Source organism: Brumicola pallidula DSM 14239 = ACAM 615, from assembly GCF_000428905.1.
GTDB classification, from domain to species: Bacteria; Pseudomonadota; Gammaproteobacteria; order Enterobacterales; family Alteromonadaceae; genus Glaciecola; species Glaciecola pallidula.
Map to the genome: position 1 here is coordinate 1 of NZ_AUAV01000022.1, position 13,367 is coordinate 13,367.

The 13,367-nt window shown below is 42.7% G+C and carries 12 protein-coding genes; all 12 read right to left on the minus strand.

Annotation, left to right across the window (positions count from 1 at the left end):
- Positions 1–226: 226 nt before the first annotated feature.
- On the minus strand, positions 227–832 hold the full coding sequence (locus G399_RS0108475; protein WP_006008395.1) for a DUF938 domain-containing protein: 606 nt from the start codon (positions 830–832) through the stop codon (positions 227–229).
- A 149-nt stretch (positions 833–981) separates the two neighbouring features.
- Positions 982–3,651, minus strand: a complete 2,670-nt coding sequence (metH, locus tag G399_RS0108480) for a methionine synthase (RefSeq protein WP_006008396.1) — start codon at positions 3,649–3,651, stop codon at positions 982–984.
- An 8-nt stretch (positions 3,652–3,659) separates the two neighbouring features.
- Complete coding sequence (locus G399_RS0108485; RefSeq protein ID WP_006008397.1) at positions 3,660–4,721, minus strand: homocysteine S-methyltransferase family protein; 1,062 nt, start codon at positions 4,719–4,721, stop codon at positions 3,660–3,662.
- Between the two features lie 61 nt (positions 4,722–4,782).
- Positions 4,783–5,712 carry a homoserine O-succinyltransferase gene (locus tag G399_RS0108490; protein ID WP_006008398.1) on the minus strand — a complete coding sequence of 310 codons (930 nt, stop codon included), beginning with the start codon at positions 5,710–5,712 and terminating at the stop codon, positions 4,783–4,785.
- Positions 5,713–6,038: 326 nt separating this feature from the next.
- Positions 6,039–6,533 carry a DUF2802 domain-containing protein gene (locus G399_RS0108500; protein ID WP_006008401.1) on the minus strand — a complete coding sequence of 165 codons (495 nt, stop codon included), beginning with the start codon at positions 6,531–6,533 and terminating at the stop codon, positions 6,039–6,041.
- A gap of 143 nt (positions 6,534–6,676) precedes the next feature.
- Entirely contained in the window at positions 6,677–7,168 is a 492-nt protein-coding gene (locus G399_RS0108505; RefSeq protein WP_006008405.1) for a chemotaxis protein CheW, read from the minus strand.
- 44 nt (positions 7,169–7,212) lie between these two features.
- Positions 7,213–8,016 (minus strand): chemotaxis protein CheW, encoded by an 804-nt coding sequence (locus G399_RS0108510; RefSeq protein ID WP_006008407.1) that lies wholly within the window; start codon positions 8,014–8,016, stop codon positions 7,213–7,215.
- Positions 8,006–8,776, minus strand: coding sequence for a ParA family protein (locus tag G399_RS0108515; RefSeq protein ID WP_026843589.1), 771 nt, complete (start codon positions 8,774–8,776; stop codon positions 8,006–8,008). The genes G399_RS0108510 and G399_RS0108515 overlap by 11 nt, the downstream gene beginning before the upstream one ends.
- 31 nt (positions 8,777–8,807) lie before the next feature.
- Positions 8,808–9,935 (minus strand): protein-glutamate methylesterase/protein-glutamine glutaminase, encoded by a 1,128-nt coding sequence (locus G399_RS0108520; protein ID WP_006008411.1) that lies wholly within the window; start codon positions 9,933–9,935, stop codon positions 8,808–8,810.
- A 61-nt stretch (positions 9,936–9,996) separates the two neighbouring features.
- On the minus strand, positions 9,997–12,150 hold the full coding sequence (locus G399_RS0108525) for a chemotaxis protein CheA (RefSeq protein WP_006008413.1): 2,154 nt from the start codon (positions 12,148–12,150) through the stop codon (positions 9,997–9,999).
- A gap of 12 nt (positions 12,151–12,162) precedes the next feature.
- The gene (locus tag G399_RS0108530; RefSeq protein WP_006008415.1) at positions 12,163–12,921 is read right to left on the minus strand and encodes a protein phosphatase CheZ; all 759 of its coding nucleotides are present in this window, start codon (positions 12,919–12,921) and stop codon (positions 12,163–12,165) included.
- Positions 12,922–12,951: 30 nt separating this feature from the next.
- A complete protein-coding gene (cheY, locus tag G399_RS0108535) occupies positions 12,952–13,335 on the minus strand; it encodes a chemotaxis response regulator CheY (protein WP_006008416.1) in 384 nt (127 codons plus the stop codon).
- Positions 13,336–13,367: the final 32 nt, after the last annotated feature.

Here is a 13,367-nt window from a genome sequence, read left to right on the forward strand (position 1 = left end):
CCAGTGACGCACTTGCCATTCGGATTGTCTTCCCCTTAATCAGGGTGACTCAGGTTTCTTTCAACCTGACGGGTTTGCCAGCTTCGCTGGGCAAACAAAAAAGCCCTACATTAAAATGTAGGGCTTTTTGCATTTTAACGCGTGTATTAACTGGCGCAACATCTGAATAGGGAAAATAAGGTTCATAACTGATGAGTCATTCATAGTGCTTTATATTTAATAACGCTTATTTAGATCGCCATACCAACATCATATTGTTAGCCGGCATCTCAATTTTTTCTTTCAATGTGAGTTGCGGGGCCCAACAAGCAAGCTCTTCAATATCACGATAACCTCCATATCCACTTGAAATTAGTTTCTCATGGAATTCTTGATTGCTTTGACTGCTAAACTGACCATCTATGATAAAAGGCCCGTATTGGCAAAATACGCCATTTTTAGGTAAGTTGGCAGCTACTGATTGCATTAATAATTTAATCTCCTGCTCGAGCATTATATGGGCTGTATTCGCAGTATATATGCCATCAAACGGCTCATTCGACACTATACAATGACTAAGCCACTCATCTCTCGCTAGTTTTAGAACCAATGGTCGATTCAGATTCTCGCTTGGAAACTCATCAATCCACTGATTAATACCATCATGGTATTCTTCAACATCCGAACAGTGCCATTGCACGTGCGGTAACTTAGCTGCAAAGTACGCCGCGTGTTGGCCTGTACCTGAGCCAACTTCAAGTACATTATGAACCTTAGAAAATGCTTTCTTAAGCTGTTTTAGGATCGGTTTTTTATTGTTTTCACAAGCTTGACTAAACGGTTTCGGTTGCATCTTTTATCCTATTTAATAGCAAACAGTCTCGTCGATAGTGTTTTTTTTCAACTGACCTAATACAGGTAGTCATGATCAAAACTCCCTAGTACAAAACTCATCAGCATAAAAGTAACTGTCTATTTACAGCTTATTCAAGGCGAAATGGCTTAGTTGTTCAAATTCGGCGTTAACCACTTTTCAGCTTCTGCTATTGACCAACCTTTGCGCTGAGCATAATCTTTAAGCTGATCTTGTTGAATTTTTGCGACCGCAAAAAAACGCGACTCTGGATGTGCAAAATACCAGCCTGAGACCGATGCGCCGGGCCACATAGCGTAACTAGATGTTAACTGCATACCAATACTGGCTTCAACATCCAACAGGTCCCAAATCAGTTGCTTTTCAGTGTGTTCCGGGCAAGCAGAGTAGCCAGGAGCAGGACGAATACCTTGATATTTTTCACCAATCAGGGCCTCGTTATCCAACTGTTCATCTTTGCTGTAACCCCACAAATCTGTCCGCACCTGCTCATGCAGGTATTCAGCAAAGGCTTCCGCCAGTCTGTCTGCAATCGCTTTACTCATGATAGAGTTGTAGTCATCACCGTCATCTTCATACGCATTAGCTATCTGCTCCTCACCGATGCCAGCGGTGACAGCAAAAGCCCCCATGTAATCAGTACGACGTTGCGATAAAGGCATAACAAAATCACTTAAACAGTAATTTGGACCTTTTGGCTTATGTGTTTGTTGACGTAAATGACGTGCAACGCCAATATGAGACCCAGTTAAATTCTGAATATTATTGTTATGGCCGTTGTCATCACCATGTGTGTTTGGACTAAAGACCAAGACATCTTCACCTTGAGAATTAGCACGGAAAATACCCACGCGGCCCTTCGCTTTGAGTTTTTTGCTGGCGCAAAGACTATCTAGCATGTCATTTGCGTCTTTAAACACGCTCTTTGCTTCATCCCCAACAACCTCATCATTAAGAATGCGAGGGTATTTACCCGCAAGCGACCAGGTTAAGAAAAAGGGCGTCCAATCAATGTACTTTCTTAGTGTATTTAAATCCACCTCAACGGTTTTAACACCAAGGAAATTGGGTTTAACCGGCTCATAATTTGACCAGTCACAGCTAAATTTATTAGTCTTTGCATCGCTAAAATTAATTGCTTTGGTGCGTGGCGTTTTCTTCGCATGCGCGATACGAACCTTTTCGTATTCTGCGGAAATTTCGGCAGCATAAGCACCGCGATGTTCCAGTGAAATTAGCTTCTGACATACGCCAACAGCGCGACTTGCATTGGCAACATAAATAACCGGATGGTCATAATTCTGTTCTATTTTTACTGCTGTATGCGCTTTTGATGTTGTCGCACCACCAATTAGCAGCGGCAAATCCATTTTTAGACGCTGCATTTCTTTGGCAACTTGCACCATTTCATCGAGCGATGGCGTTATTAGTCCTGACAGTCCAATCATGTCAGCATTTTCGTCTTTAGCCACCTGCAAAATTTTGGCTGCTGGAACCATTACGCCTAAGTCAATTACTTCAAAATTATTGCATTGCAATACAACACCCACGATATTTTTGCCAATATCATGTACGTCGCCTTTCACTGTTGCCATTATGATTTTGCCGTTTGAACTGCGCACACCAGACTTTTCGGCTTCAATATAAGGCTGTAAGTGAGCCACCGCTTTTTTCATCACACGCGCGGACTTCACCACTTGCGGTAAAAACATTTTACCTTCACCAAATAAATCACCGACCACATTCATACCGTCCATTAACGGACCTTCTATGACGTGCAATGGACGCTCAGCGGCGAGCCGAGCTTCCTCGGTGTCAGCAATGATGTAATCGGTAATACCTTTGACTAATGCATGTTCTAAGCGTTTGCTAACCGGCCACTCGCGCCACGTTAAATCTTCTTTTGCCGCCGCTTTACCATCGCCTTGATATTTAGGAGCTAGTTCAAGTAATTTATCAGTGGCGCCAGAATGACGGTTGAGTATGACATCTTCGACTGCATCTCTTAGCTCGGGGGGGATCTGATCGTAAACTTCTAATTGCCCCGCATTGACAATTCCCATGTCCATGCCGGCGCGAATTGCATAATACAGAAATACGCTGTGCATAGCTTCACGCACAGGATTGTTACCACGAAATGAGAACGATATGTTGGATAAACCACCTGACACATGACAATGCGGCAAATGTTCACGAATTTGACGTGTTGCCTCAATGAAGTCCACCGCATAATTATTGTGCTCCTCAATACCGGTGGCAACGGCAAATATATTGGGATCGAAAATAATGTCTTCAGGCGGAAAATCGAGTTTTTCAACTAACAGTTTATAGCTACGTTTACATATTTCGAACTTACGCACTTGCGTATCGGCTTGACCGCTCTCATCAAATGCCATAACGACCGCAGCAGCACCGTAGCGTTTAATTTTTTTCGCTTGCGCTAAAAACAGTGCTTCGCCCTCTTTTAAGCTAATTGAGTTAACGATCGCTTTGCCTTGAACGCATTTTAACCCCGCTTCAATAATTGACCATTTAGATGAGTCAATCATAATTGGAACACGAGAAATGTCTGGTTCAGATGCAATTAGATTAAGAAAACGTACCATTGCAGCTTCGGAGTCCAACATGGCTTCATCCATGTTGATATCGATAATTTGCGCACCATTGGCGACCTGATGACGAGCAACGTCGAGGGCTGCTTCGAAATCATCTTCCAAAATCAAGCGCTTGAACATAGCTGAACCTGTTACGTTGGTTCGTTCACCTACATTGATAAATCTAGAAAAATCAGTAGTCACAAAAAATCCTAATGAACGAAGGGCTCTAAGCCCGATAAACGCATTTTAATTTCAATGTCAGGTAATTGACGAGGAGATATCCCAGAAACAGCCTGGGCAACTTGTCGAATATGCTCAGGCGTGCTGCCACAGCAACCACCTAGAATATTGACTAAGCCCGATTCAGCCCATTCTTTTAAGTGCTCAGAAAGCTCTTCAGCTTCCATGTCATATTCACCAAACTCATTAGGTAAACCGGCATTCGGATGAGCGGACACATTGCACTGCGCAATGCGCGAAATTTCAGCTACGTACTGACGCAACAGGTCAGGCCCTAAGGCGCAATTTAAACCAACCGAGAATGGTTTAACATGGCGCATTGAATAATAAAAAGCTTCCGACGTCTGACCTGACAATGTACGCCCCGATGCGTCAGTAATGGTGCCTGAAATCATCACTGGTAAAGTGATACCCGATTCTTCAAACACCTCTTCCACTGCATAAATAGCGGCTTTGGCATTTAAGGTATCAAAAATCGTCTCGATTAATATTAAATCTACTTTACCTTCAATAAGCGCATGTGTTGATTCTTTGTAAGCTTCAACAAGCTCATCAAAATGTACATTGCGCTTACCGGGATCATTAACATCCGGTGAAATAGACGCTGTCCGACTCGTTGGGCCAATAACGCCAGCAACAAAACGCGGTTTATCTGGCGTTTTAGCGCTAAATTCGTCAGCCGCTTCACGCGCTAATTTGGCTGCGCTTAAGTTAATTTGACGAGCCTCATCTTGCATGTCGTAATCTGACATCGAAATGGTGGTCGCATTGAATGTATTGGTTTCAATAATATCGGCACCTGCCGCGAGATATTGACGATGAATATTCTTGATAATGTCAGGTTGAGTAATGGCTAATAAATCATTATTGCCTTTCACATCGCAATGCCAATTTTTATATTGTTCGCCCCGATAATCAGCTTCATCCAATTGCTGCTGTTGGATCATTGTTCCCATCGCACCATCTAGTATCAATATGCGCTGCTTTGCAATGCTAGTTAGGCGATTCAAGCTATTTAAGGTCTTACTCACTGTGTCTCTCTTTTATTTTGCAATTTTAAACTGAGCGTTGCTTGAACGGTGTCGAATAAATCTAGCATTCACGTCGTCTTAGTGTACTTAAATCATATGGCGTATTTTGATATACGTAATGATTAAGCCAGTTAGTCAGTAGTAAATTACCATGCGATTTCCAGCGCACAATAGGCTCTTTAGTGGGGTCATTATCAGTAAAGTAGTTCTCAGGAACAACAGGTTCAAAGCCGGCTTCAACATCACGCTCATACTCTTGCGCTAGTGTATTGGAGTCATATTCTGGATGGCCTGTAATAAAAACCAAGCGGCGATCATCTGTTGCGCTGATATATGTCCCCGCTTCGGCTGATTGAGCTAATATACTTAATCCCGGCACCTTCTCATAATCCTGTTTAAGAATTTCACCAACGCGACTGTGAGGAGCCCAAAAGCGAGGATCAAAACCACGCATTAGTTCGTCATTCGGATGCAAAACATCGTGTTCGAATACCCCAGATAACTTGTTTGTTCGTAATTGACGTTGAACGCCATAAAAATGATACATCGCGGCATGGGCTGCCCAGCAGAGAAAAATAGTTGATTGCACGTTTTCTTCGGCCCAATCTAACAATTCGGTCATTTTGTCCCAGTATTTAACGTCTTCATATTCCAACATACCTAAGGGTGCACCAGTCACAATCCAGCCATCATAGTTTTTATCGGACACTTCACTAAACTCGTGGTAGAACGCATCCATATGTGACTTAGATGTATTTTTTGGCGTCGCTTCATCAAAGCGAATTAAGTCGACGTTAATTTGAATGGGTGTATTAGACAATAATCTCAAAATCTGAATTTCAGTTTCAATTTTATTTGGCATTAAATTCAATATCCCCACTTCTAGCGGACGAATATTCTGGCTCGCGGCGCGATTACTGTCCATGGCAAAGATGTTTTCTTGCAGCAACACATCCAATGCTGGCAGATCGGAAGGAATTTTAATGGGCATGGATACCACCTATCTATAAATACATACGAATTGCAAATGCATGTTTCTCTTTCAATGAAGGTATCATTGTGGCTATATCAAGCAAAAAGTCAATATATTTACGTCTAGACGTCTAAATTAAGTAAACTTGGTTTTTTGTGTCTCAGCGCACTAGTAACCGCAGCTTTGTCTGCCAACTCAGGAAAGCGTATACCTTCCAACACTTGCACATCAAAAGGGCTATCACAAAGTATCGTTGCCCAGTAGGCTGCGTCAGAAAGCCCCGTAACATCAAAAACTAGGCAGCACATCAAGGTCAGGCAAGAGCGTGAATAGGTGCTCTTCTTTTATTTGCGTGCCTTTTTCTGAAATCCAATCAACACTTCAACTTCGGCTTGCGGTAAGTCACAGGCATCCATGATTTCATCTATCCTGGCACCAGACGCGACTAGGCTGTGTGCCTTCGCGTACATTTTAGCCGTCGGATCTTGTTGTGACAGCTCATCGATTTTGGCCATTAGTTTGTCAACATCTACTTTGATCATCTCTATCTCAGAAGCATGCGCTTTGGACGTACTCGTTTTCAAGTTATACAGCATATCTTCCAGCTCAGAGGTTAGTGATTGTTTGTATTTTTCATGCAATTTCTCATGCTTTTGCTCAAGCGTATTGAATTTAGCTTGATGGGTTTCATTGAATTTGTGCAGGCTATTCATTAACTCCAAGGCTTTATTAAGTCGCAAGCTAAGCTTTCTATTCGCCTGAATGGCAATAATGGCGAGGCCTAAGCCAAGAAAGGAAATACACAGAAGCAGCATATTTGTCACAGAAATTTCTTGCATTGGTAAACTTACTTATTATTTTTTTATGAGTATATTCAAATGTAACGCATTCACCTGAATAAATACAAAAATACCGTGACAAGGCACGGTATTTTTTTCATTCAACTCGGACTGCAAAAAATGCTTTAGCCGATAAACCGTTGCTATAGACTGCTCATTTCGTCCCATTCATCATCGCTCAATAATTTATTGAGGTCGACTAAAATAAGTAATTCACCGCTTCTGTTACTAACGCCTTGAATAAATTTAGCGCTTTCTTCGGTACCTACGTTGGGAGCACTGTCAATTTCGGATGAACGCAAATAGACAACTTCGGCGACGCTGTCGACTAAAATACCGACCACTTGCTCGTCAGACTCGATAATAACAATACGTGAATTGTCAGTAATATCGGTTGGTGGCAAACCAAAGCGCGACCTAGTATCAATAACAGTCACAACGTTACCGCGTAAGTTGATAATGCCAAGCACGTATTCTGGTGCTCCTGGAACCGGCGCTATCTCTGTGTAGCGCAGGACTTCCTGAACTTGCATAACATTGATCCCATAAGTTTCCTCATCTAAGCGATAAGTCACCCATTGCAACACCTCGTCATTTGGGTCGCTCGCGGTAACCCTTGTTCTATCTTGGCTCATTTACTTTACTCCGTCACACAACATAATTTGCTATTTGTTAACTGTCACTTGCTGTTTAAGCCTGCTTTGAGCATTACAACAAGTTCCGCAACATTAATTAAAGCACACATCCTGTCTTTAACCATGCCTGCTAACCATGGGCGCTTACTTGAATTATTCCGCCATTTTACATCTGATTTATTCAGTTCAACTGTATTAATCAACTTTTCGCAAGTAAGGCCCCAAGGCGTTTTACCCAAGTTGATTAAAAATCGATAATTCAGATTTTCTGCCATTTCATCATCGTACTTCTCTGGCATTACCCAACGCGCTGAATCTATGACGTTGAAGCTTTCTTGATCCTTTAGCATAACACCCATGAACCACTCCGGCTTTCCTATTATGGGCGCTATTTTGCTTATTTCATGTATCCCACCCAACTCAATTAGTGGAACTGCTAAAGTTAATCCAGCCACTTCAAAAAACAGCGCTTGAAAACGGTCATTGAGCGAATCTTGTAAGCTGATTGGCGCAGAAACTTCCGTACGGCTTGTCTCTGTTTCGACCTGAATTTGATTTTCTTTATTATCTTGTTGAATTATCTGCGGCTGCGTATCCAAATTACTGGTTTTTGGCTCAAGCAATGGCGTCAAAAAATCATTAACAGGCAGTTCTGCAATCGCTTCTGCATTAATTTCACTGTGTTTATTTATGCTTATTTGTAACTTTTGGCTGTCTTCATCTGCTTGATCTAACAGTTTTTGCGTCATGGCTTTGTCAAAAGTCGATTCGGCTCGTGATTCGGTGAGCAAATCAGTCAAATAGTCCTCTACGATGCTTTCCTTGGCAAATTCATTCTTATCCTTCACTCGCTATATCCTTTAAAAACTTCTGGTATGCAAAAACACCTCTGCATTTTGGTGCAAAAAGAGACGCTGGAACTTGCGCTGCGCTGGCGTCTCTAAACTTGGTGTCGACAGGAATAAATCCGCGCCACAATTGTTCAGGATAATCCTCAGTAAGTCTTGTATAGGCTCGAATTGTTGCATTTACGCGTCTATCAAACATGGTGGCAATAATACTAATAGGAATACTATCTGGCATCGTTCTACGCATTATTTTGAGAGTGCGCATCATTCTGTCCAACCCTTTCAGTGCTAAATGCTCCGTTTGCACCGGCACTATTATCCTGTTACTGCATGCTAGCGCATTGACCATGGATACCCCCAATATAGGAGGGCAATCAATTATCACGTAATCAAATTGACGCTGAATAGAAGCGAGTGCCTTTTTCAATATCAACCCTTTGCCACTTTCCATGCCCATTTTACGGTCCAGCGTGGCTAATGCCATAGTCGCAGGTAACACCATCAGGCCCTTCACTTTTGTGAGACAAAGCGAGTCAAGCAACGCTTGTCCCATATATTTTTCTGGTTGCGCAAAAACGTCGTAGATACTGATATCAAGCATTTCTGAATCAATACCAAAATAATAACTAAGGCTAGCGTGCGGGTCGGTATCAACAAGTAAAACGCGCTCTCCCTGCTGAGCTAAAAGCCCACCAAGTGTTACGGCTGTGGTAGTTTTACCCACGCCACCTTTCTGATTTGCGACTGTCCAAATATTCAATTTGCTACAAACTCATGTATGCTTTATTAGTTCACACGCTCATTTCAGTAATGATGTGCTGTGCAATATTATCTAATGGAATTACTCTATCACAACTTCCAGATTCGGCGACCGCTCTGGGCATACCATAGACCACGCAGGACTTTTCATCTTGTGCCCAGATTGTCGCCCCTTTGGCTTTCAGCAACTGCCCACCAATGGCTCCTTCAGCTCCCATTCCGGTTAATATAACACTCAATATATCACCAGCAAATGCAGACACTAACGACTCCATTGTGAAATCGATACTAGGATGGTAGACAATCGTACTATTTTTTGGCGTATCTATAATACTTATTTTAGCAAATGCACCGACACCGACAATCTGCATTTGCTTTCCACCTTCGGCCAAATATACGGTGCCTTTTTCAAGCCTATCATTGTCCTGAGCCAGCTTTACTCTCATTTGAGAATGTTTATCAAGGCGTTGTGCAAAAGCCGATGTAAACGTGCCTGGCATATGCTGAACCAAAATAACAGGATAAGGAAAGTCACTGGGCAGGTCACTAATTACTTTTTGCAGAGCAACAGGACCGCCGGTGCTTGCACCAATAAACAATAATTTATAACGTTTTCCAGAAGCTGGCAGCGGCGTCAATGAAGTTTCAAGTTTCGCAGATGTTCGCTGTTGCAACGTCAAATGAGTGCTTGATTGGAAATTTCCTATCACCGCAGAAGAAGGGGAAACGTCAACTTTTGCAAGGTCATTAGGCGTGTCTACGCCGCCGCGAGCAAGCGCTTTCACACGGCGTTGAATAAACAATATAGCTTCGGGTCGTTCAGTGCTGATGTCATCAAATTTTTTGGGAATAAAGTCTATCGCACCTGCGTCTAAGGCATCAAATGTTTCTTGTGCCCCCGCTTGCGTCAACGAAGAAAACATTAGAATAGCCGTAGGCGAAGCCCGCATAATTTTGCCAACAGCTTCGATACCACCCATAATCGGCATCTCAACATCCATCATGATCACATCAGGTTTTAATTCAATGGCTTTTTGAACAGCTTCTAAACCATTAACAGCCTGACCAACTACTTGTATACTTGGGTCTTTTTCTAAAACAGATGTTAAACGTCTTCTATAAAACGTCGAATCATCAACAATCAACACTCGATATCGCATCGTTTTTGTAAAGCCCTTTTTGCTGATTTGAAATCTACGTTTAGTTTATCAGAATGTTAATCTAAACGTACCTTTTCAGTAGACTTGGAACGTCTAATATTAATGCTATGCCACCGTCGGAGGTAATCGTTGCTCCGGCCATTCCAGGCGTACCTTGTAACAAGGCATCCAGAGGCTTAATCACAACCTCTTCTTGGCCAATGAGTGAATCAACCACAAACCCGACCTGTTGAGTCCCCATTTGCATCACAACAACGTGACCTCGCGAGCGATCAACATCTACCGGAATACGGTTTAACCAATCACCAAGGTAGAATAGCGGAATAGCTTTAGACCTGACAATCATCGTTAATTGACCATCAACTTTATGCGTTTTACTAATATCCATATTGATAATTTCACTAACCGAACCCAGCGGTAGCGCAAATGTTTGAGCACCTACAATGATCATTAATGTTGGTAATATCGCCAGCGTTAATGGCACTTTAATTGCTAATCTAGTGCCTTTGCCAAGCTCGGAAGTAATACTCACCGAACCGTTAAGTTGGTTTATTTTAGTTTTGACCACATCCATACCAACACCGCGACCAGAGACTTCACTAATTTCGACTTTGGTCGAAAAACCGGGGGCGAAGATTAAATTGAACGCTTCAACATCTGACATTCTGGCTGCTGAATCAGCATCCAAAACACCGCGACTAATCGCAATTTCTTTCAGCTTTTCAGGGTCCATTCCTTTACCATCATCATCGATGGTGAGAAGAATATGATCACCTTCTTGCGACGCTGATAATTTCACGATACCCATTCTAGGCTTGCCTTGAGCTTCACGCTCTTCTGGCATTTCAATACCATGGTCAACCGAGTTTCTGACCAAATGCACCAGCGGATCAGCAAGCGCTTCCACGAGGTTTTTATCTAAATCTGTTTCTTCGCCAACTAATTCAAGTGTGATTTCTTTTTTAAGTGTTCTGGCTAAATCGCGAACAACACGAGGAAAACGGCCAAACACTTTCTTGATTGGTTGCATGCGGGTTTTCATCACCGCACCTTGCAAATCGCCGGTTACCACGTCTAAATTAGCGATTGCTTTTGCCATGCTCTCATCAGGATTATTTATGCCTAAGCTCAATAAACGGTTGCGCACTAGCACGAGTTCACCAACCATGTTCATAATTTGATCGAGTCTTTTAGTATCTACACGGACCGTTGTTTCAGCTTGCGGAGATCCACTTGGCTTCTTATCATCTTTTTTCACGAGCGGTGGAGCTGTTTGTGGCACTGCTTTTGCTGTTGGCTGCGGATTAGAAGGTACTTCGGTAATTGGTTTATCTTCAGCTTTTGCAGCAGTGCTTGGTTTTTCAATCACTGGCTCATCTACTACTTTTACAGCAGATTTATTATCCGTGGCTTCAATCGGCGATTTACCTTCACCATGCAATTGATCGAGTAAGGCTTCAAACTCATCATCGGTAATTTCGTCTGAATTATTGCTCACTGTTGGCGCTGCACTTGAGTCTGCCGCGCGCTCTTCAACCTTAAATTGGCCTTTGCCATGTAAGTCATCTAGCAATGCTTCAAATTCGTCGTCGCTAATATCACCCGCATCAGATACTGCAGGAACCGGTGCTGAGGCTTTAGTTGGTCCTCCACTACCATGTAATTCATCTAGCAAGGCTTCGAATTCGTCTTCTGAAATCTCATCAATGCCATCAGACGCATTATTTTCTATAATGAGTTCGTCACCCCCATCAATAGTCACTTCGGTTGCTCCCACTAGAGCGGGTGACACCGGCTCTAGTGAGAAAATGTGTTCGTCGGCAGTCTCTGGCTTACTTAATTTATGCAAAACAGCAATAAGGTCGGCTGGTGCCGCTTCGAGAGGCTCTCTTAGTTTCACCTTTTCAAACATATCAACCACAACATCAGTTGCTTGCAGAATAACATCCATTAGTTCTGGCGTTAGTGTGCGCTGACCATTGCGCATAGCATCAAAGACGTTTTCTGCACCATGGCAGATATTAACGAGCTCGGTTAATGCTAAAAACCCCGCACCCCCTTTGACCGTGTGATAACCCCGAAATATTGCGTTAAGTAACTCAGTATCTTCAGGCCTATTTTCTAGATCAACAAGTTGTTCTTGGAGTTGTTCAAGTATTTCTCCGGCTTCCACCAGGAAATCTTGCATTATTTCCTCGTCAAACTCAAACGACATTCGTCGGCTCCCCTAAAACCCTAAACTTGACAGCAAATCATCAACGTCGTCTTGTCCACTAACTACGTCGTCGCGAGTATCTGCATCGATAATTGGCCCTTCGGCCTTTACTATATCGGTCTTTTTCTTAGAAGTTTGAGGATTATCTTCAATTAGTGTCAATTCTGCAACATCGCCAAATGCTGTTAGCATCGAAACAAGGCTATCTTCAACTTCTTTAACCAACTCAATGACGCGACGAATTACCTGCCCAGTTAAATCCTGATAGCCCTGGGCCATCAATATTTCAGTAAGCAAGGTATTTAGTGCATCAGCATCAATGGCTGCATCGGATAGCAGTTTATCGAGTTTGTGACACAGGTCCTTAAACTCACCTAATTCAATTTGGCGGCCCATTAATTTCTGCCATTCGGGCATAATGCTAGTGATCCGCTGATTCAAACCTTCAGCAATAGGCATACTTGCTTCGACAGCGTCCATGGTGGTGTTCGCTGCTTTTTCTGTTTCTTCTATAACGTATATAAGTCGTGCTCGAGCGTCGGGGATCTCATCTTGCATTAAATTCGCAATCCGCTCATCCACTTGGAAGTTATTAAGTGAGTCATGTAACTGGCGGGTCAATTTTCCTACTTCAGAAAAAAGCTCAGTTGACTCTCTCATCGTGATTGTATCGACAAGCGCATTCGCTTGCTCGCGATCACCTTTTTCTAGATATTCTACTAGTAGCTTCGCTTCATCTAGCGAAACTAAGTCTCTCTCTGTCGTTGTCATCCAACGTTACCCCATTAAGAAATATCGCTGTTAACCGAGACGCTGAAAAATCTTTTCAAGTTTTTCTTGCAGTGTCGCTGCTGTGAACGGTTTAACGACATAACCATTCACGCCGGCTTGAGCCGCGGCAACGATTTGCTCTTTTTTCGCTTCCGCTGTTACCATTAAAACAGGCAAGTGCTTTAAGTTATCATTGGCCCGAATAGCACGTAAGAGGTCAATGCCTTGCATGCCAGGCATATTCCAATCTGTCACAACAAAATCGAAATCACCTTGCAAAAGCATCGGCAACGCAGTATTGCCGTCGTCAGCCTCTTGAATGCTAGTAAAGCCGAGGTCTTTTAACAAATTCTTAATGATACGCCTCATGGTTGAAAAATCATCAACAACTAGGATTTTCATATTTTTATTCAAAACTGCCTCCGCTGAGGTACAAATTAACTATA